The organism is Vibrio sp., assembly GCF_038138445.1.
In the GTDB taxonomy this organism is placed as follows: domain Bacteria; phylum Pseudomonadota; class Gammaproteobacteria; order Enterobacterales; family Vibrionaceae; genus Vibrio.
In genome coordinates this window covers 1-19,490 of record NZ_JAYQDQ010000076.1, presented here as the reverse complement: position 1 = coordinate 19,490, position 19,490 = coordinate 1, and the positions used below count along the sequence as shown (strand labels likewise).

The following is a 19,490-nucleotide window of genomic DNA, read 5'->3' as shown; positions in this document are numbered from 1 at the left end:
CTTCTGGAGCGTTATCGATTGATGCGAAGTCTTTCGCTTCACCGCCGTACACTTTAGCTAGAGTAGTACAGATTGCAGCAGTTAGAGTTGTTTTACCGTGGTCAACGTGGCCGATAGTACCAACGTTAACGTGCGGTTTAGTACGTTCAAATTTTTCTTTAGACACGATCGTGTTCCTTCCTAGTTATGATTCGCCGCGAACGTTATTGATCACGACGCGCCAGAATTTGCTATTTTATGCGCCAACGTCCGTCAGCGCAATATTTGGACGTATTGATCTTCAAAAAAGTCTTGCTATTTTTAAAGGTTAATACGTTTTTATTAGTAACCACGCTCTGCAATGATTGCTTGGGCAAAGTTTTTCGGCACTTCTGCGTACTCATTGAACTCCATCGAGTAAGATGCACGACCTTGAGTTGCAGAACGCAAGTCTGTTGCGTAGCCAAACATTTCAGACAGAGGTACTTGAGCGCGAATGATCTTAATACCCGCCACGCCTTCATCCATACCTTCAATCATGCCGCGGCGACGGTTTAAGTCACCAACAACATCACCCATCCAATCTTCAGGGGTAGTTACTTCGACATTCATCATTGGCTCTAGAAGTACAGGTTGTGCTTCTAATGAACCCTTCTTAAATGCCATTGAGCCGGCGATCTTAAACGCCATCTCGTTAGAGTCAACATCATGGTAAGAACCATCAAACAGGGTTGCTTTTATGTCTAGCACTGGGTAACCCGCCAGAACACCACTGTTCATTTGTTCTTCGATACCTTTCGCTACCGAACTGATGTATTCCTTCGGAACCACACCACCCACAATTTCGTCAACAAAGACAAAACCTTCGCCAGGTTCAGACGGCTCCAGTTTGATCCATACGTGACCATACTGACCACGACCACCAGATTGACGTACAAATTTACCTTCCACTTCCGCACTGCCACGGATAGTTTCTCGATAAGCCACCTGAGGTTTACCAACATTACAGTCAACGCTGAATTCACGTTTCATGCGATCAACAATGATATCAAGATGGAGTTCACCCATCCCAGAGATCAGTGTTTGACCTGTTTCATCGTCCGTTTCAACTCTGAAAGATGGATCTTCTGCAGCAAGCTTACCAAGTGCAATACCCATTTTTTCTTGGTCGGCGACAGAGCGAGGCTCGACCGCAATTTGAATAACCGGATCTGGGAACTCCATACGTTCCAAAATCACCTTATGGTTTTGATCACATAAGGTATCACCCGTTGTCACATCTTTCAGGCCAATTGCCGCAGCAATATCACCAGCACGAACTTCTTTAATCTCATCACGCTTATTAGAGTGCATTTGTACAATTCGGCCAAAACGCTCTTTCTTTTGCTTAACCGAGTTGTACACCGCATCACCAGAGTTAACCACACCTGAGTAAACTCGCATGAAAGTTAACGTACCTACAAATGGGTCCGTTGCTATTTTAAACGCTAGTGCTGCAAAGGGTTCGTTGTCGTCTGCATGACGCTCAACTTCGTTGTCTTTTTCATCAACACCTTTAATAGCTGGTACGTCAATTGGAGACGGTAGGTATTCAACAACCGCATCCAATACCGCTTGTACACCTTTGTTTTTGAATGCACTGCCACATGTAGCCAGAACAATTTCATTATTAAGTGTACGTGTACGTAATGCCTGTTTTATCTCAGCTTCAGACAACTCACCTTCTTCAAGGTATTTATCCATTAGCTCTTCACTTGCTTCTGCTGCTGACTCAACAAGGTTGTTGCGCCACTCTTCTGCAAGTTCAGCCATATCTGCAGGAATGTCTTCATAGGTGAAGGTAGTACCTTGATCTTCGGCATTCCAATTGATCATTTTCATTTTAATCAGATCAATGACGCCCTTGAAGTCATCTTCCGCACCAACGTTGAGTTGAATTGGTACAGGGTTAGCACCAAGACGTTTTTTGATTTGATCGACGACACGCAGAAAATCAGCACCCGCACGATCCATCTTATTAACGAAAACCATACGAGGAACATGATACTTATCAGCCTGACGCCAAACAGTCTCTGACTGAGGTTCTACACCTGATGAACCACAAAATACAACAACAGCGCCATCAAGCACACGTAAAGAACGCTCAACTTCGATAGTAAAATCAACGTGTCCAGGAGTATCTATGATATTGATGCGGTGATCTTGGAATTGAGCTTCCATACCACGCCAAAAAGTGGTGGTTGCTGCAGAGGTGATTGTAATACCACGCTCTTGTTCTTGTTCCATCCAGTCCATGGTGGCAGCACCATCGTGAACTTCACCAATTTTGTGAGATAGGCCAGTATAGAAAAGAATACGTTCACTTGTAGTGGTTTTACCCGCATCTACGTGGGCAACGATGCCAATATTTCGGTAGCGCTCAATAGGTGTTTTACGAGCCACGGTTGAATCCTCTTGAATTAGGGACTATTGCTATTGCTAGTCTCGCCTTACTTAAATGACACTATGTCAGTTTTCAGCGCGCTAGATATAGCAATAGTTCCTAAGCTTACGCATAGGAACTAGAGTAGTACCGCGAGGAGTCTCGCGGCACTGAAAGGTATTACCAGCGGTAATGAGCAAACGCTTTGTTCGCTTCTGCCATACGGTGAACGTCTTCACGTTTCTTAACAGCAGTACCTTTGTTGTCTGCGGCATCTAGCATTTCAGCAGCTAGGCGAGCAGCCATAGATTTTTCACCACGCTTACGCGCAGCTTCAACTACCCAACGCATAGCAAGTGCATTACGACGAACAGGACGCACTTCTACAGGAACTTGGTAAGTTGAACCACCCACACGGCGAGATTTAACCTCTACCGCAGGACGAACATTTTCAAGAGCTTCTTCAAATACAGCTAAGTGATCTTTACCAGATTTCTCAGCCATAGTGTCTAGTGCAGTGTAAACAATTTTCTCTGCAGTAGATTTTTTACCGTCAACCATAAGGATGTTAACGAATTTTGCCAGCAGTTCTGATTTGAACTTAGGATCTGGAAGGATCTTACGCTGACCAATGACGCGACGACGTGGCATGGTATTTCTCCGTTGTCTTATTCTTCAGGTTATCCAAAACTTTTCAGTTTCTTCAAAAATTAATAATGAATTTTTGGTGTTTGGCCTTACTTAACGCTTCTTTATAACAAGAAGGGCATTAAGACTTAGGACGCTTCACACCGTACTTAGAACGACCTTGTTTACGGTCATTAACGCCTGCACAGTCAAGTGCACCACGTACAGTGTGGTAACGCACACCAGGAAGGTCTTTAACACGACCACCACGGATTAGAACAACCGAGTGCTCCTGAAGGTTGTGACCTTCACCACCGATGTACGAAGTTACTTCGAAACCGTTTGTCAAACGTACACGACAAACTTTACGAAGTGCTGAGTTAGGTTTTTTAGGTGTAGTAGTGTAAACACGAGTACATACACCACGTTTTTGTGGGCACGCTTCTAGTGCTGGCACGTTGCTTTTAACAACTTGCTTAGCACGAGGCTTACGTACCAACTGGTTAATAGTTGCCATTAACTAGCTCCTGAATTACTTGAAAGTAAGCTTTGTGAAAAATCTATCCCCAATCATCAAAGACAATTAGGGACGCAAAATTCTATTAAGCAGTGAGATGTGTGTCAAGAAATATACGAATCTTTTTTATCCAACTCTGATGAATCTTGATAAAGCTTGCTTGATAACGAAAAGAAGAAGTGAGATCAGTTCCAAGTAAGGGAGGTAGAACATTCAGCAGTGAGTGTCACAAAACCATCATAATCAACAATATTCACTGATGGACTGACTCGGTTAAAGATGCCTCTCGCCTCTAAATCACTTTGAAGTACAAAGGTATTCAAATTTTTTAGTATCGGGAAGGTTTTATGTAGCGGATTTACTGCATACACTGCATCTTGAATGAGCAGCAAAACGTCATTATCTGCGTACACTTTTCTTACTTCTTCCAGTGCTGTTATTGATTTAACAATATGTAACATAACAATCCTAAAATGAGAGAAGTTTGTCTGAGCAATGGATCTGCGATTTAATACCGTCAGCATCTAACCTTTGAGCATCGATAACAAGATCGGCCTGTTGCAGCCCTCTTTCTAATAAAGAATCGCGACAAACAAACACTTGCTCAATATCATAAAGCTCAAACAGCTTAAGCATAGGCGCATAGTTTTTACTGAGTATATTTTGGGTTTGCTGACTAGCTAGCAATTGGTAAACACCATCGCCAATAAATATCACTCGAATATTTTCACAATAAGCAGAAGCGGCCAAAAGAGCATCCACCCCTTCACGCCCAGACGCACAGCCATGTGGTGCGCTCCTAAATATATACGTCAACGAGCTCAAAACTGCACCACTCTATCTTGCGTCAACATCGCTTCGGCTAAACTGCCAAGCCCTGCTTGTTCAAAGCCTTCCGCAAGATTATTTTGCACAAGATTGTGCTGATTTGCTTCATCTTGACTAACCACACCACGGCGCAATGCCGCAGCCACACAAGTTTCCAATCGTATGCTGTGCTTTTGGGCTAATGCTTGCCACGCCTTAACGAGGTTGAATTCATCATTTGCCGGTACAGTTAGTGACGATCCATTAGTTACACCATCTTGGTAGAAAAACACACTCACTAAATGATGGCCCTGATTGATTAAGCTAGCAGCAAACTGGTATGCAGTGCGTGCAGATTGGTCTCCATACACTGAGCCATTAACCACTAGGGTATAGGTTAAAGGATTCAACTCTCCTCATCCTCTGTTTTGCGCTGACGGATATAAAGATAAACCGTGTGTTTCGAAATATTCAGCCTGTCAGCCACCCGATTAATTGCATCTTTAATATCAAAAATACCTTTAACGTATAACTCCATGACAATTTGGCGGTTTTTGGTGTTATTCGATACGGATTTATCGGCATTGATTTCTTCGATGGTCCGCTCAACCGTTTTATCGACCAATTCTTCAACATCGCTGGCAAAGTTCACAGAAGATGCAGCTTGTTTAGCTTCTTCTGATGGCATGAAAGATTGCAACACCTGAGAGAAAGGTGTATCGAGGTTGACGTTAACGCATAGCAAGCCTATCACTCGATTTTCACCATTACGGATGGCAACGGTGATCGATTTCATTAAGACGCCACCTTTGGCACGAGTGAAATAAGAACGCGAAAAGTTACGCTCTGAACCTTCGATATCACGCAGCATCTTTAATGCAAGATCAGTAATCGGCGAACCTACCTGACGTCCAGTATTTTCACCATTAGCAATTTTGATTGCCGAGGTATTAAGATCTTCCAAGGAATGGAGCACGATTTCACAAAATGGGCCAATTAAACTGGCAATCCCATCCACTACTGCCTCATAAGATCTGAGAATAATCTTATCATGCTCACTAAATGGCATCACATTGACCGATTCCATTTCAAGTAACATATCCGTATTAACTGTTTCTGTAGTTGTCACTTTTTAAGCCTTAGAGCGAAAAATCAACAAATTGGTGTAAGTTTATCAGAAAATTTGAATCGAATACCTAGCGACACCACCATCTAGTGATTTAGAACAAATTATTCATCAGACAAAAACAAAAGGCCTGACAAAATCAGGCCTTTATTTCGTGAAAAACTGAGGTTACTGAATCGCTTGCTCCGCTTCTTCAGCATTATCGATTTTTAGTAGCTCTACTTCAAATACCAGCGTTGAGTTTGCAGGGATACTTGGCGTATCTTGCTCTCCATAAGCTAGCTCTGGTGGGATAACAAATTTGTACTTAGAACCTACAGGCATGAGTTGCACGCCTTCTGTCCAACCAGAAATCACACGATTAAGTGGGAAAGTTGCAGGCTCACCGCGATCATAAGAGCTATCAAATTGTGTGCCGTCGATAAGAGTGCCTTTATAGTGCACTTGTACAGTATCTGTGTCTTTAGGTTGCTCACCTTTGGCCGGAGTCACTACCTGATATAGAAGGCCTGACTCAGTTTTCTTCACACCGTCTTGCTTAGCAAACTCTGCACGGAAGTCGTCTCCGGCTTTCTTCGCTTCAGCCGCTTTTTCCGCTGACTGCTTTTGCATGGTTTCAGCAACACGCTTATCTAGAGCTTCAAGAGCAGAACGAGTCTCTTCTTCATTGAGCTCTGGTTTGCCTTCAAATACATGCTCGATACCTTTAAGGACCAATTCTTTATCCAGATTAATACCAATCTCATTTGGCTTATCTAGACTGGTGTTTAGATAGTTTGCAAAAGAAACACCAATCGCATATGCAGCTTTCTCATCGTCTGTTTTAAACTCAACCGTCTTTACTACCGCTTGATCGGCTGCAGGTGCCGCATCTGCTTTTGTTTCATCGTCTTTTTGACAACCAACCGCTAACATTACTGTTGCTGCAAGCAGCGACACCTTAAAAATAGATTTCATTTAATTCTCCAATTAATGGCTAACCATTTGTCTTTGTGCACAAATCTGCAATTTGGACTGGTGCATGCAAGTATGTTGTACCACTATAACCAATATGCGTTTAAATTAAACGTTAACTTAAGCGGATCTTTGTAGTTAATGCGAATTATTTTTCACACTCTGTTACTTGTGTTTGTCATCTCTACGTTAAATGGTTGCTTTTTCTCCACACAGGATGACCAACGGTGGGTCATTGAGTCCCTAGGAACCACTAGCTTTGCCTTGAGTCGAGATGCACGATTTGCTTTGGTGTACTCTAAAGAACACCAACTAGTCCTATGGGATCTCAACCAAAATAAAGAACTTGCCTCTTTAGGAGAGCAAGATCCTCAAGCAAGTACTGTTTCTCGAATCCGTATATCAGATAATGGCCGATTCGCAGTCACTGCGACCCAAATAAACTTTGCGGTGTGGGATCTCGCTTGGACACAAGCACAGGGATTATGGTCCATATCAGACGGTTTAATCCGCGATATCGACATTGCCAGTAATGGCGAACAAGTTTTACTTGGTCTATCCAACGGCAAAGCCATCTACGTCAACTTAGTCACCGGAAGACGGTTAGAGTTCCTTGCACATAATGAAAAAGTCAATTCGGTCGCTTTATCACCGAATGGTCGCTACGCACTATCAGGCGGCAATGACTATACCGCCTATTTATGGGACACGCGCAACGGCCAGATTATCAGAAGCTTTAAACACGAACAGCGGATCAATCGAGTCACATTACAAAGAGATGGCTTGTTTGCTTTTACCTCAGATGGAGGAAACCAAGCCATCATCTGGGATCTTAAAACGGGTAAGCAGGTGTCCAAACTGCGCAGTTTTTCTCGCCAACTTATTTTTTCTACCGCTCGCTTTTCAGATGATGGTCAGTACCTTGTGACTGGCACTCCTTCAAGCCGGATAATGGTTTGGAATACTCAATCAGGGAAGAGGGTAGATGGATTTGAGGCAGAGCCACTAAAAGATACTCGCCCTCCGCGTGCGGTAGTGTATGATGCAGCCTTTGATGATAAAAATAGAGTGGTGTCAGGTTCATCAGCTGGGATCGCTCAAGCTTGGAAGGTAGACTATTAGTCATGACAGAAAAACACATACAAGAATTAGAAAATCGCATCAACGATCTCGAATGTCAGCTTGCTTTTCAGGAACAAACTGTTGAATCACTCAATGAAGCCTTGAGCCAGCAGCAATTACTCATCTCAAAAATGCAAGATCAGATGAAGTATGTCGTCGGGAAGGTCAAGAATATCGATTCATCAAACCTAGCGGATCCTGCGCAAGAAACACCACCTCCCCATTACTAGTTGTTAGTGAAAAACATAAGCGATCACTATCCCTGCAACCACTAAACACCCTCCTATCCTACGTAATTGGTTATCTTGCTGATCGCTGAGTTGACGAACCATATTACGCCAACCATTGGGAGCAACCAAAGGCCCTAAACCTTCGACGATCAACACCAAGCCTATTGCCAACCATAAAGAACTAGACATAGCTTTCTCTCAAAAAAGAAAGGCTCCCGCTAAGGAGCCTTTAAAAATTTATCCTAATATTACTTGGCAGCAATACCAGACGCTTTATTCATATACTGGAAGAATTCACTGTTTGGATCCAAGACTAAGATGTCACTCTTGTCACTGAAAGATTCTTCATAAGCACGTAAAGAGCGCACAAAGCTAAAGAGCTCTGGGTCTTTATTATATGCCTCAGCATAGATTTTCGCTGCCTGAGCATCCGCTCCACCTCGAGTGACTCGAGCCGTTTTATCTGCTTCTGCCAGTATGGTTGCCACTTCCAGCTCTGCTTGAGCGCGAATAACCTCTGCTTGTTCACGTCCTTGAGAACGGAATTGGCGAGCTACTGACTCACGCTCAGCACGCATACGATTATAGATCGACTGGTTGATACTATCTGGAAGGTTTATTTTCTTCATCCGGAAATCCACTATGTGGATACCCAAGTCTTCCATCGCATCTTTACGTGTGCCATTAAGCACATTTTTCATAATGATGTCACGTTCACCATCGACCTCAAGCGCTTCTTTCGCCGCTTCAGTGGTCACTTCTTCGCTATCTGCGCTATCTGGCAGAATATCGTTATTTCGAGGACCCGAAACAATTTGCTTGATTTCACGCGCACCGATTTCAGAACGAAGCACATCGGTCACTTTACGGCCTAGTAGCGTTTGCGCTGTACCAGCATTACCGCCACCAGTTGCAAGATAGTACTGTCCAAAATCTTCAATACGCCACTTAACATATGAGTCGATCAGTACATCTTTTTTCTCAGAAGTAACAAAACGATCTGAACGGCCATCCATAGTCTGGATTTTCGCATCTAGCGTTTTTACTTTGTCGAACAATGGCATCTTAAAGTGAAGACCTGGCTCATAAATGCGCGCTATTTCATTATTGTCTTTCAGTACACGTCCGAAACGAATCACGATACCGCGCTCGCCTTCTGGAATCACAAATAGCGACATAAGAAGCAGTACTAAGCCAACAACTAATACTGGGATCATTAATTTACGCATGATTAATATCTCCCTTGACGTGACGTAGAACGAGATGACGAATCAGTATTCTGACTGTTCAATTGTGGCTCCAATTCAATTTGGTCATAGGTTGACGTCTCTTTTATCGAACGACTTTTCGCCTTAGTTTGACCTTCTCTAAGCTTATCGATTGGCAGATACAAAAGATTACCACTCGATTCAGAATCGATCAGAACTTTCGATGTATTGGCGTAGACCTTTTCCATTGTGTCTAGGTAGAGGCGATTACGCGTGACATCAGGAGATGCTTGGTATTCTGGCAATAGTTTCTCAAACTGAGCGACTTGACCCAGAGCGCCATTGACCACTCGCTCGCTATAACCTTGCGCTTCTTTAAGTAGACGCTCAGCACGACCTTTCGCTTTAGGGATAATATCGTTCTGATAGGCTTCAGCTTCACGTTTAAATCGCTGAGCATCCTCACGAGAAGCTGTTGCATCATCAAATGCATCTTTAACTTCTTCAGGTGGACGCGCATCTTCAAAGTTCACCGCAACCACTTCAATACCCATATCGTAACTGTCAACAATATTTTCCAAAGTGACTTGCGTATTCTGTCTGATTGATAAACGTCCACTGGTTAGAATGCTATCCATCAGTGAGTCACCTATCACAGCACGCAGCGCTGAATCAGTCGCTTGACGCAAGCTGTCATCAGCGTTTGTCACACGAAATAAGTATTTATATGGATCAGCCACTCGATATTGAATATCCATCGCTACCGTCACAACATTCTCATCTTTGGTCAACATAAGACCTGAAGAACGCAAAGAACGTATTGCTTGGACATTGACAGGAGTCACTTCATCGATAAACCGAGGACGCCAGTTCAAACCTGGATCAACCACACGATCATATTTTCCAAGGCGTAGCACAACACCACGCTCTGCTTCACCAATGGTATAGAAACCAGCAAAGACCCAAATAGCGATAGCGATAACCGCGATAACACCAAAACCTAGTGCTCCGCCTCCGCCACCGATAGAGGCCCCATTGCCACCTTTTCTACCACCAAACTTTCCACCCAGTTTCTGACTCAGTTTATTAAATACTTCGTCTAAGTCTGGCGGTCCTTGATCACGGCCACCTTTATTACCACGATTATTATTGCCCCAAGGGTCATTATCGCGGCCATTGTTGCCGTTATTATTACCAGGCTCATTCCACGCCATTAGAAAGCTCCATCATTTGATATGACGTTATACTGTAGCAGTCATTTAAGTAACTATAAAGTCACGAAAAACTGCCCCTTCTCTTTTTTCGAGTCTAGACCAGTCGACCTGTTGCATCCTAACATCGATCAACAAATTGCCGTCCTGATCATAGTCTTCTTGTTGAATACATTTCATTTGAAAAAATGTACTGCGCATCCGACCTTGATGTTGAGGAGGTATACGCAAATGATATTGAACCATTTGACTTGCCAACCTTTCGGTTAAAGCATCAAACAAAAGTTCAATACCCACGCCTTCCATAGCCGAAACCCAAACGGCTCTGGGAATCCCATCTTCGTCTCGTTCAATACGAGGAGATTGAGATTCAAGGCTATCAATTTTATTCATGACTAGAAGAGCTGGTACTTCATGCGCATCAATTTCTTCTAGGACTTCGTGAACTGCCACAATATTCTCACGAAACCGCTCATCACTGGCATCAACAACATGTAACAAAATGTCAGCTTCTTGAGTTTCTTGCAATGTCGCTTTGAAAGCAGCAACCAAGTCATGAGGTAAATGTCTAATAAAACCAACCGTATCCGCTAAAATAGCAGGCCCAACATCAGCAAGTTCGATTTTCCTCAAAGTAGGATCGAGTGTGGCAAACAACTGATCTGCGGCGTATACACCAGCTTGAGTAATACGGTTAAATAGGGTCGACTTACCAGCGTTGGTATAGCCTACCAGAGAAATTGTCGGAATTTGTGCTCGACTTCGAGCCCGCCGACCTTGCTCTCTCTGTTTTGCGACTTTTTCCAAACGACGCAAAATAGCTTTAATACGATCACGCAATAAACGTCGGTCTGTTTCTAACTGAGTCTCACCAGGCCCACGTAAACCAATCCCCCCTTTTTGTCTTTCAAGGTGGGTCCAACCGCGTATTAAACGAGTTGATATATGACGGAGTTGAGCAAGCTCTACTTGCAATTTACCCTCATGAGTTCGAGCTCTCTGGGCAAAAATATCTAAAATAAGCCCCGTTCGATCAAGCACTCGACACTTACACAAAGATTCCAGATTTCGTTCTTGGGCTGGCGATAGAGCATGGTTAAAAATAACGATATCAGCTCCCGACAATCGCACAAGCTGAGCAATTTCCTGAGCTTTACCCTCACCGACATAGTATTTGGGGTGTGGTGACTGACGACTCCCAGTTACAACCTGTAAGCTAGAAACACCAGCAGAAGATACCAGCATTTCAAACTCACTGAGATCTTCCCACTCCCCTTCTTGCGTGAAGTTGATATGAACAAGTACGGCTCGCTCACCGGCTTCGTAACGGTCAAACAAGCAATCAACTCCTTAAAACATAATTAATTAAGTTCAGAGTACTAATCTTCTGACTTTTCTGATTGGCGCTCACCACCCTGAGGACGTTCACCACTATGGTGACTAACTGGACGAGCAGGAACCACAGTTGAAATTGCATGCTTATAAACCATTTGGTTTACGGTGTTTTTCAGCAATATCACAAACTGATCGAAAGACTCAATCTGGCCCTGTAGTTTAATTCCGTTTACTAGGTAGATTGATACTGGAATACGTTCACGACGTAATGCATTTAAGAATGGGTCTTGAAGAGATTGCCCCTTAGCCATTTTATTTTCCTTATTTTGTAATTTTGTTCTAATTATTTAGCTAGTGGTGCGCAAAAAACTAGGTGCGCCTTTGCATCTGAGCTAAACGAATAAAAAAACACCCTGACGTTACTTGTTATGATGGCTTTAAGGCCAAAATTCAAGTAACTGAACTTTTACAAGGTGCATTCACGCAAAAGCGATCACATTATACACAGCTAAAACCATCAGATACTATGGTATTTGATACAGTTTCCAAGGCTTGTTCTATGTTTTCGCTATCTAACCAAGTTAGATCATCCCAGCTGCGTAACCAGGTAATCTGTCGCTTGGCCAACTGGCGGGTAGCACAAATACCTTTGAAGATCGCTTCATCAAGCGTGCTATTCCCCTCCAAATAGTCCCACATCTGCCGATAACCGACACAACGTATAGAAGGAAGATCAGAATGCAGATCCTGTCGAGCATGTAAACTCTTCACTTCCTCTTCAAATCCAGCTTTCATCATCTGATCAAATCTCAACTCAATACGACGGTGAAGCTCGGATCTTTCCTTGGGCGCTATCGCAAACTGTCTTACACGAAACGGAAGGCTATCACCTTTCGTTTGAGTGAGCTCAGTTAAGGTTTTACCGGAAATTCTATACACTTCCAATGCCCGAGACAATCTTTGAGGGTCATTTGGATGTATACGCTCAGCAGATACAGGGTCGATTTGCTTTAATTGATCGTGCAGTACATCCCAACCATACGTCAATGCTTCTTGTTCAATTTGCTGACGTATTTCAGCGTTTGCAGCTGGCAGTGGTGACAGACCTTCCAATAAGGCTTTGTAATACAACATTGTACCCCCAACAAGAAGTGGTATCTTTCCTTGCTGGGAAATAAGATGCATTTCTTTAAGAGCATCATGGCGAAAGTCTGCAGCTGAATAGGCTTCTACAGGATCCAAAATATCAATTAGGCGATGCGGTGCCTTTGACAGCTCATCACTATTTGGCTTAGCTGTGCCGATATCCATACCTTTATAGATAAGCGCTGAATCAACCGATATAATCTCAACCGGAAATAACTTGCGCAACCGAATCGCTAAATCCGTTTTTCCTGATGCGGTTGGCCCCATTAAAAAGAGAGCCAGTGGTAATTCTTTTGTCATAAATTCATCGCTGCAATGGTTGCAGAAAAATCAACAGGGCAAACAAATGTACGGTCGTCAAGAGGCAATCGGCCTTGCCATAGTTGTTCAATCTCTGCAATGATATGAATCGCTTCCGACAAAGTGTAGTCACTTTTAGGGCATGCAATGTGATTTGTTAACCAAGCAGATAATTGTGACAAATACGAGCCTTGCTCTACCTCTGACAACGTAGCGGCGTAAGATAACAGATCCGGCAGCAATTGTTGTAAGTTTTGTTGTCGAAGTGGTTGAGGTACACCCATCACCATAAGCGAACCAGTATTACGTTGCTTAACATCAATACCAAGTTTGACTAACTCTGGTTTGTATTGTTCAGCAGCCTGCATCTGGGTTGAACTAAGACTTAACGAAAGCGGAACAAGTAATGGCTGAGACTTCAGGTTGTCATCACCCACGCTTAACTGACCTTGAACACGGATACGTTCCGCTTGAACAAGAGATACAACCCTAGAGCCTTGCTTATCTCCCATAAGCACATATTGCCCATGAAGAACACAAATCGCCTTGCCCAGCGCCTCTATCGTTTCCCTAGCCGTGGCAATAGAGATATCACTACTTTGACATGCTGCCTTATTAGGCTCAGCAGTTAGACGTATATTATCGACACCAGGTGTTTTGAGTAGTTCAGTGTAAGCCTCAACTTGCTGTTTAGTCGGGGTAGATTCACCGTATCTATCTTGGTCTGGTGACTTATCTTTTTTCCCATACTCGCTACTACGCCAATCTTTGGTTTGGCGAGTCTCTTGAATCAGGCCTGAGTGATTATCGGGCGTAGGCTTTTTCCCGTAATCAGCTCGACCTGGGTAAGCTGGCACTTTATCAATTGCCTCATACACAGATTCACAAACTACAGCAGAGTTGCTCTCATGTAAGTTTACTTGGCCCACTTGTGTAGCTGACTCTGGTTTATGAAAAGCAGACGCATTGACTGGCGTTTTTTCGATATAAGCACTTTGTGCTAAAGCATCACTGAGCGCCTGATAAATAAAATCATGAACTAGACGTGCCTGATGAAAACGCACTTCATGTTTAGCAGGATGCACATTGACATCTACCTGAGAAGCTTCTAGCTCGATGAATAACACATAGGTAGCAAACTGCTCGGGACGCAAGCTGCTTTCATAGCTTTGACGTATTGCGTGATTGATTAATTTATCACGCATCATTCGGCCATTGACATAACAATATTGAAGATCACTTTGCTGCCGAGCACCTTCTGGAGTTGTGATCCATCCGTGTAACTTCAATCCATTATGCTCAAGTTCAATCCTAAGCATATTGCGAACAAAACCACTACCACAAACCGCAGCAATACGCTTTTCCTCTTGTACTTTTGTCTGAGCAGCACGATATTGTTTAACCAGCTTCCCGTTATGTTTGAGGTTAATCGTCACTTCAAAACGACTCAAAGCAATACGCTTGAGGAGCTCATCAATATGAGTAAACTCTGTCTTTTCTGTACGAAGAAATTTGCGCCGAGCGGGAGTATTGAAGAATAAGTCTAAAACTTCAACGGTTGTACCAATAGGATGGGCCGTAGGCTGCAACTTAACTTGCATATCTCGTCCCTCACTATAAGCAGACCATGCCTGCTCCTGTGCTACGGGACGAGACGTTAGCGTCAAACGTGATACAGAACTGATACTCGCCAAGGCTTCACCACGAAAGCCCAAGCTCATGATAGCCTCTAGATCATCAAGAGAATCAATTTTTGATGTTGCATGACGACTCAAGGCTAAGCTTAATTCGTCTTTGGCTATACCTCTGCCGTTATCCCGCACACGAATAAGCTTTGAACCACCTTTTTCAATATCAACATCGATCCGAGTCGCCCCGGAATCCAAGCTGTTTTCCACCAGCTCTTTCACAACAGATGCAGGCCTTTCTACCACTTCCCCTGCTGCAATTTGGTTTGCCAGACGAGCAGGCAAGATCTTGATAGTCATACTCAATACTACTTATTGGGAATAATCAAAATTTGCCCAACTGCAAGTTGATCAGAGCGCAAATTATTAGCTTGGCGAATAGTGCTCACACCAACACCATATTGACGGGCGATTTTACCAAGGAATTCTCCACGTTTGACTTTATGTTTCTTCAGAGGCTGATCTTTCATACTGACAGTAATACGAAGCTTTTGGCCTAACTTTAATGTATCTGAGCCTAAGTTATTTTCTCGCTTAATATCGGCAACGGATACTTTATACCGCGATGCAATCTTGCCTAGATATTCACCTTTGGCAACTTTATGCGTAATGGTTTTTGTTTCTATCGGGTTACTTAACCTAGGAACTGGCACCGCGCCTTTTGCCGCCGGAATAGTCAACACTTGCCCAATAGCCAAACTCGAGCTTTTGAGCTTGTTGGTTTGCATAATAGCTCGAGTGGTTGAGCCATATTTTTTAGCAATAACAGAAAGCGATTCACCTCTCTGTACTTTGTGTTTGATCGACTTTCCTCGATTGGCAAATAGCGTTCCCTCTGGCGGGCTAGCTTCAAAATACTGAACAATGGCTTTAGCTAAAGCTCTCGCAAGTTTGTCTTGATGGCTACGTTGAAACAATAATCGCTCTTCTGTTGGGTTAGAAATAAAGCCAGTTTCGACTAGAACAGAAGGTATATCAGGTGACTTCAACACAGCCAAGCTAGCATTGACAGGATTTTTTTTATGTAACTTGATGCCTTCCCTGCCCATTTGTTGCAGGATCTGGGTCGCGACCTTATATCCTTCTTTCTGGGAATGGCTAAATTGTAAATCTAACAAGGTTTGGCTAATGTTTTTATCGCTATTATTTTTAGCTAGAACTTCTCCTGCTCCGCCTAATAATTGCGATTGCTCTTCGTGATTTTCCACCCAGCGAGCAATTTCTGAGTTAGCACGGCGAGTATTGAGGACAAATACCGAGCCACCGCGCGGCTGAGGAGAACTAAATGCATCGGCATGAACAGAAACCAACAAATGTGCTTTATTAGTTCGAGCAATTTCAGAGCGTTTATTCAGGTTAACAAAATAATCTCCACGGCGAGTTAATACCGCTTTCATTCCGGGTACAGCATTAATCTGATTTGCAATTTTCTTTGAAATTGCCAAAGTTGCATGCTTTTCATACTTCCGAGAAGGGCCTATTGAGCCAGGATCTTCACCACCATGACCAGCATCAATAGCCACTACAATATCAGCGGTCCCAAATAGTTGCGATGCGTCGCGACTTACTTGCGGCACACTAGGCTTGGTAGATACTTGGTTTGAAGACAACGCTCCATGAGGCATATCTATCACTAATCTGTGACCATACTGCCCACCTGGAGTAGGAGCAAGCTTGAATAACTGAGGTTCAACACGATTTTTTAACTCAAGCACTAACCGGTAGGTACCCTTCTCTGGCGGAGAACTTCGCCGAATTTTCTTAAGTACAGGACTGTCTGAAACATTAATTGGTAGTTGGGTACTTAAGCTCGTTTGCTTAAGATCGACAACCAGCCTTTGAGGAGTGCTGAGTGAAAAGTAGCTATATTCAGCTTCTGAGGCCAGATCAATCACCACTCGTGTTTCATCAGGAGACGGCCAAACTCGTACGCCTTGTAAGGCATTTGCCCAGACGGAGACAGGTAAAACAAAAAGCCAAAAAGCGCAGGCAAACTTTGAGAATATATTGAATGTCATAACTCTAACTGTTCAACTAATTGAGAACCATAACCGCTATTGGCAACAAGCGTAACCATTCGCTGTTCACCGGAGTAGCTGAGCTCAATGTCTAAATCAGCGCATGGAAGTAGTCCTTCGCCTTTCTCTGGCCACTCCACAAGACAAATAGCATCAGAAGTAAAATAATCTCGAATACCCATGAACTCTAGCTCTTCAGGGTCCGACAAGCGGTAAAGATCAAAATGGTAAACCTGCCACTGAGCCAATTGATAAGGTTCAACTAGGGTATAAGTCGGACTTTTTACATTCCCTGTATGACCAAGAGCACGGACAAACCCTCGACTCAAAGTAGTTTTACCTGCCCCTAAATCCCCATGCAAATAAATGGTTGTTTGCTTAGTACATAGATTTGCCAATTGTGCCCCCAATGCAATAGTGGCATGTTCATCTTTAAGGGCAAACTGTTTCGTGGTCATGAAGATCAATCTCTACTCGGTGACGATAAAAATAAAAGAATAAGAATAGTAAACTGGGTTGGAATTATCAGACAAGGCCTGTTGTGTAAGTAAAAACCAAATTCCTGTTATTCTGGCATGAATTCTCTGTTTTGGCTGCTAGATTCAATAAAAAAGATCCGATAAGATCCGCCTCCCGTTTCACAGAGCTATTAGAATGAACTATCAAGAACTAGCAAACAAGATCAAAGTCTGGGCAAAAGAGCTTGGTTTTCAAAAAGCGGGAATTAGTGATGTCGACTTGCGAGAGCATGAATCAAGCTTACAAAGTTGGTTGGATGCTGGATACCATGGAGAAATGGATTGGATGGCTCGCCATGGCATGAAGCGTGCGCGTCCTAATGAACTTGTCCCTGGCACTATGAGGGTGATCAGTGTTCGTATGGATTACCTTCCACCTGAGGCTCAATTCGCAGCCAATCTTGCACAACCAAATCACGCTTACATTAGCCGTTATGCACTCGGACGAGATTATCATAAACTGGTGAGAAGCCAGTTAAAAAAACTTGGGCAGAAAATAGAGCAAGAGGTTGGTCAATATGGTTATCGCCCTTTTGTAGACTCTGCTCCCATATTAGAACGTCCTCTTGCACAAAAGGCTGGTCTAGGCTGGACTGGTAAACATTCACTTCTACTCGACAAAGAATGCGGCTCTTGGTTCTTCTTAGGAGAACTATTAGTCGACTTACCATTACCAGTAGATCAACCCCATATAGGGGATTGTGGTAAATGTTCCTCTTGTATAACTTCATGTCCTACTCAAGCCATTGTTGCAGACGGAATAGTAGACGCTAGGCGTTGTATTTCCTATCTGACAATCGAATATGATGGCATCATTCCAGAAGAATTCCGTAAACCAATGGGTAATCGTATATACGGTTGCGATGATTGCCAGCTTGTTTGTCCATGGAATCGCTTTGCCAATGTGACTAATGAGGACGACTTTCACCGCCGATCGGCCCTATCATCTCCTGATTTATTGGCACTTTTTAGTTGGGATGAGCAAACCTTCCTAAAAAACATGGAAGGATCAGCAATAAGAAGGATAGGTCATATTCAGTGGCTACGAAATTTATCAATTGCTATGGGCAATGCCCCATATTCGACTAGTATTATTAATGCACTCGAACAACGGCTAGGGATGAGCGCGATATTAGATGAGCATATTAATTGGGCAATTGAGCAACAAATCACACAAATTCCCACCTCTTCGACTAAGCTAGATAGGCTTATACGAATAGTACAGAAAGGATTACCAAGAGATGCGTAAATGTTTCATCTATTCAATGGTAATAACTTGACCTAGGTCTAAAGATGTGAAATGTGGAAAAAGCAAAATTTGATTGATTGTTTTCTTTCATATACAGAAGTTAATCACATTTATCGCCAATGACTAAGATCAAGAAATATTCACTTAATGATCAAGTAAATAACCTTAGAAAACTCCTAAAACCACGACAAAACCCTTTAAATACATGCGCTTACAGTTAATTTTAGAATTAAAATAAAAAATTATGAGATAAAAGATCGTCAAAAAAGCTCTCAGAACTCCAGCAAATATTCAGGTTACTCACCACTTTATCCACAAGAAACCATCTGTGGATAAGTCTGTTAGTTTTTTAAAGAAATCCAGCCCAAATAAGGCCTAGACTGAAATAAAAAATGTAAGTTACTTTAAGCTTTGGCACATAGAACATGTGCTAAGCCTAATCTTAACAAATTAGTAAATTGGTGGGTTTATGCTTCACAGCATTATAAAAAGAGCAGTGACCTTTGCCGTATTAAGTACTGGGTCTATGAAGGGCTTTGAGCGGAGTACTAGATTCTTTATCTAAAGATAATGCGTTCTAATAGCTGAATTAGGATTAGCATTCTTTAAAAGAAGAGTGAACTTCGTATATTCATCTAGTAACTTCGCTGGTCTGCAAAATGCAAAACTCGAAGAGAATGCAGTTACAATACCTTAATTTTGGTTGCGGGGGCCGGATTTGAACCGACGACCTTCGGGTTATGAGCCCGACGAGCTACCAAGCTGCTCCACCCCGCGTCCGTATTGTCATCATTAAAGCATGATGAGAGCTGTAATTTTAAGCGACACACGAGGTTCCCTATTCATAACAAAAAGGCGTGACCTCAACCTTGGTAAGGTTGCGCTCTAATAACTGAGCGAGTGTCGCTTGCTTCACCATTAAGTATGATGACAACTATAAATTGGAGCGACACACGAGGTTCCCTATTCATAACAAAAAGGCGTGACCTCAACCTTGGTAAGGTTGCGCTCTAATAACTGAGCGAGTGTCGCT

General features: G+C 43.0%; 21 protein-coding genes and 1 tRNA gene. 3 read left to right on the top strand and 19 right to left on the bottom strand.

Going from position 1 to position 19,490, the window contains the following annotated elements:
* The 9 genes from AAFM34_RS16465 to fkpA form a co-directional block, all read right to left on the bottom strand.
* On the bottom strand, positions 1 to 166 hold a 166-nt coding region (locus tag AAFM34_RS16465), incomplete at its 3' end, for a GTP-binding protein (RefSeq protein ID WP_229699521.1).
* A 155-nt stretch (positions 167 to 321) separates the two neighbouring features.
* Positions 322 to 2,421 carry an elongation factor G gene (gene fusA, locus AAFM34_RS16460; RefSeq protein ID WP_341664625.1) on the bottom strand — a complete coding sequence of 700 codons (2,100 nt, stop codon included), beginning with the start codon at positions 2,419 to 2,421 and terminating at the stop codon, positions 322 to 324.
* 160 nt (positions 2,422 to 2,581) lie between these two features.
* Positions 2,582 to 3,052 (bottom strand): 30S ribosomal protein S7, encoded by a 471-nt coding sequence (gene rpsG / locus AAFM34_RS16455; RefSeq protein ID WP_114788003.1) that lies wholly within the window; start codon positions 3,050 to 3,052, stop codon positions 2,582 to 2,584.
* A 118-nt stretch (positions 3,053 to 3,170) separates the two neighbouring features.
* Positions 3,171 to 3,545 (bottom strand): 30S ribosomal protein S12, encoded by a 375-nt coding sequence (gene rpsL / locus AAFM34_RS16450; RefSeq protein ID WP_004399892.1) that lies wholly within the window; start codon positions 3,543 to 3,545, stop codon positions 3,171 to 3,173.
* 185 nt (positions 3,546 to 3,730) lie between these two features.
* Complete coding sequence (gene tusB, locus AAFM34_RS16445; protein ID WP_341664622.1) at positions 3,731 to 4,006, bottom strand: sulfurtransferase complex subunit TusB; 276 nt, start codon at positions 4,004 to 4,006, stop codon at positions 3,731 to 3,733.
* Positions 4,007 to 4,013: 7 nt separating this feature from the next.
* Positions 4,014 to 4,370 (bottom strand): sulfurtransferase complex subunit TusC, encoded by a 357-nt coding sequence (tusC, locus tag AAFM34_RS16440; RefSeq protein ID WP_341664620.1) that lies wholly within the window; start codon positions 4,368 to 4,370, stop codon positions 4,014 to 4,016.
* Positions 4,367 to 4,762 (bottom strand): sulfurtransferase complex subunit TusD, encoded by a 396-nt coding sequence (gene tusD, locus AAFM34_RS16435; RefSeq protein ID WP_341664618.1) that lies wholly within the window; start codon positions 4,760 to 4,762, stop codon positions 4,367 to 4,369. The genes tusC and tusD overlap by 4 nt, the downstream gene beginning before the upstream one ends.
* On the bottom strand, positions 4,759 to 5,481 hold the full coding sequence (locus AAFM34_RS16430; RefSeq protein WP_341664616.1) for a transcriptional regulator: 723 nt from the start codon (positions 5,479 to 5,481) through the stop codon (positions 4,759 to 4,761). Before AAFM34_RS16430 ends, tusD begins: the two co-directional genes overlap by 4 nt.
* A 165-nt stretch (positions 5,482 to 5,646) precedes the next feature.
* Positions 5,647 to 6,435, bottom strand: a complete 789-nt coding sequence (fkpA, locus tag AAFM34_RS16425; protein ID WP_341664614.1) for an FKBP-type peptidyl-prolyl cis-trans isomerase — start codon at positions 6,433 to 6,435, stop codon at positions 5,647 to 5,649.
* 138 nt (positions 6,436 to 6,573) lie between these two features.
* Here fkpA and AAFM34_RS16420 point away from each other — a divergent pair, with 138 nt between their 5' ends.
* Entirely contained in the window at positions 6,574 to 7,554 is a 981-nt protein-coding gene (locus AAFM34_RS16420) for a hypothetical protein (RefSeq protein ID WP_341664612.1), read from the top strand.
* Positions 7,555 to 7,556: 2 nt separating this feature from the next.
* Positions 7,557 to 7,784 carry a SlyX family protein gene (locus AAFM34_RS16415; RefSeq protein ID WP_152429420.1) on the top strand — a complete coding sequence of 76 codons (228 nt, stop codon included), beginning with the start codon at positions 7,557 to 7,559 and terminating at the stop codon, positions 7,782 to 7,784.
* Between the two features lie 3 nt (positions 7,785 to 7,787).
* Here the strand turns inward: AAFM34_RS16415 and AAFM34_RS16410 are convergent, their stop codons facing one another.
* From AAFM34_RS16410 to tsaE, 9 genes are all read right to left on the bottom strand, one after another.
* On the bottom strand, positions 7,788 to 7,973 hold the full coding sequence (locus AAFM34_RS16410; protein WP_239174761.1) for a DUF2065 domain-containing protein: 186 nt from the start codon (positions 7,971 to 7,973) through the stop codon (positions 7,788 to 7,790).
* Between the two features lie 59 nt (positions 7,974 to 8,032).
* Positions 8,033 to 9,013, bottom strand: a complete 981-nt coding sequence (gene hflC / locus AAFM34_RS16405) for a protease modulator HflC (RefSeq protein WP_341664608.1) — start codon at positions 9,011 to 9,013, stop codon at positions 8,033 to 8,035.
* Positions 9,014 to 9,015: 2 nt separating this feature from the next.
* Entirely contained in the window at positions 9,016 to 10,206 is a 1,191-nt protein-coding gene (gene hflK / locus AAFM34_RS16400; protein WP_341664606.1) for an FtsH protease activity modulator HflK, read from the bottom strand.
* 45 nt (positions 10,207 to 10,251) lie between these two features.
* A complete protein-coding gene (gene hflX, locus AAFM34_RS16395; protein ID WP_341664604.1) occupies positions 10,252 to 11,541 on the bottom strand; it encodes a ribosome rescue GTPase HflX in 1,290 nt (429 codons plus the stop codon).
* 41 nt (positions 11,542 to 11,582) lie between these two features.
* Entirely contained in the window at positions 11,583 to 11,849 is a 267-nt protein-coding gene (gene hfq, locus AAFM34_RS16390) for an RNA chaperone Hfq (RefSeq protein ID WP_114787991.1), read from the bottom strand.
* 187 nt (positions 11,850 to 12,036) lie between these two features.
* Positions 12,037 to 12,984 carry a tRNA (adenosine(37)-N6)-dimethylallyltransferase MiaA gene (gene miaA / locus AAFM34_RS16385; protein ID WP_341664602.1) on the bottom strand — a complete coding sequence of 316 codons (948 nt, stop codon included), beginning with the start codon at positions 12,982 to 12,984 and terminating at the stop codon, positions 12,037 to 12,039.
* On the bottom strand, positions 12,981 to 14,972 hold the full coding sequence (mutL, locus tag AAFM34_RS16380; RefSeq protein ID WP_341664600.1) for a DNA mismatch repair endonuclease MutL: 1,992 nt from the start codon (positions 14,970 to 14,972) through the stop codon (positions 12,981 to 12,983). Before mutL ends, miaA begins: the two co-directional genes overlap by 4 nt.
* 8 nt (positions 14,973 to 14,980) lie before the next feature.
* Entirely contained in the window at positions 14,981 to 16,690 is a 1,710-nt protein-coding gene (locus AAFM34_RS16375; RefSeq protein WP_341664598.1) for a LysM peptidoglycan-binding domain-containing protein, read from the bottom strand.
* Entirely contained in the window at positions 16,687 to 17,148 is a 462-nt protein-coding gene (gene tsaE, locus AAFM34_RS16370) for a tRNA (adenosine(37)-N6)-threonylcarbamoyltransferase complex ATPase subunit type 1 TsaE (RefSeq protein WP_341664596.1), read from the bottom strand. The genes AAFM34_RS16375 and tsaE overlap by 4 nt, the downstream gene beginning before the upstream one ends.
* A 196-nt stretch (positions 17,149 to 17,344) precedes the next feature.
* On the opposite strand from tsaE, the gene queG reads away from it, so the two are divergent.
* Entirely contained in the window at positions 17,345 to 18,457 is a 1,113-nt protein-coding gene (gene queG, locus AAFM34_RS16365; RefSeq protein ID WP_341664594.1) for a tRNA epoxyqueuosine(34) reductase QueG, read from the top strand.
* A 700-nt stretch (positions 18,458 to 19,157) separates the two neighbouring features.
* On the opposite strand, the gene AAFM34_RS16360 is transcribed toward queG, so the two are convergent.
* Positions 19,158 to 19,234 (bottom strand) — tRNA-Met (locus tag AAFM34_RS16360).
* Positions 19,235 to 19,490: the final 256 nt, after the last annotated feature.

What these genes read in the sequence shown, in the direction of transcription:
- rpsG (WP_114788003.1), bottom strand. Translation starts at nt 3,052, where the DNA reads ATGCCACGTCGTCGCGTCATTGGTCAGCGTAAGATCCTTCCAGATCCT.
- rpsL (WP_004399892.1), bottom strand. Translation starts at nt 3,545, where the DNA reads ATGGCAACTATTAACCAGTTGGTACGTAAGCCTCGTGCTAAGCAAGTT.
- tusB (WP_341664622.1), bottom strand. Translation starts at nt 4,006, where the DNA reads ATGTTACATATTGTTAAATCAATAACAGCACTGGAAGAAGTAAGAAAA.
- fkpA (WP_341664614.1), bottom strand. Translation starts at nt 6,435, where the DNA reads ATGAAATCTATTTTTAAGGTGTCGCTGCTTGCAGCAACAGTAATGTTA.
- AAFM34_RS16420 (WP_341664612.1), top strand. Translation starts at nt 6,574, where the DNA reads ATGCGAATTATTTTTCACACTCTGTTACTTGTGTTTGTCATCTCTACG.
- AAFM34_RS16415 (WP_152429420.1), top strand. Translation starts at nt 7,557, where the DNA reads ATGACAGAAAAACACATACAAGAATTAGAAAATCGCATCAACGATCTC.
- AAFM34_RS16410 (WP_239174761.1), bottom strand. Translation starts at nt 7,973, where the DNA reads ATGTCTAGTTCTTTATGGTTGGCAATAGGCTTGGTGTTGATCGTCGAA.
- hflC (WP_341664608.1), bottom strand. Translation starts at nt 9,013, where the DNA reads ATGCGTAAATTAATGATCCCAGTATTAGTTGTTGGCTTAGTACTGCTT.
- hflK (WP_341664606.1), bottom strand. Translation starts at nt 10,206, where the DNA reads ATGGCGTGGAATGAGCCTGGTAATAATAACGGCAACAATGGCCGCGAT.
- hfq (WP_114787991.1), bottom strand. Translation starts at nt 11,849, where the DNA reads ATGGCTAAGGGGCAATCTCTTCAAGACCCATTCTTAAATGCATTACGT.
- miaA (WP_341664602.1), bottom strand. Translation starts at nt 12,984, where the DNA reads ATGACAAAAGAATTACCACTGGCTCTCTTTTTAATGGGGCCAACCGCA.
- mutL (WP_341664600.1), bottom strand. Translation starts at nt 14,972, where the DNA reads ATGACTATCAAGATCTTGCCTGCTCGTCTGGCAAACCAAATTGCAGCA.
- AAFM34_RS16375 (WP_341664598.1), bottom strand. Translation starts at nt 16,690, where the DNA reads ATGACATTCAATATATTCTCAAAGTTTGCCTGCGCTTTTTGGCTTTTT.
- tsaE (WP_341664596.1), bottom strand. Translation starts at nt 17,148, where the DNA reads ATGACCACGAAACAGTTTGCCCTTAAAGATGAACATGCCACTATTGCA.
- queG (WP_341664594.1), top strand. Translation starts at nt 17,345, where the DNA reads ATGAACTATCAAGAACTAGCAAACAAGATCAAAGTCTGGGCAAAAGAG.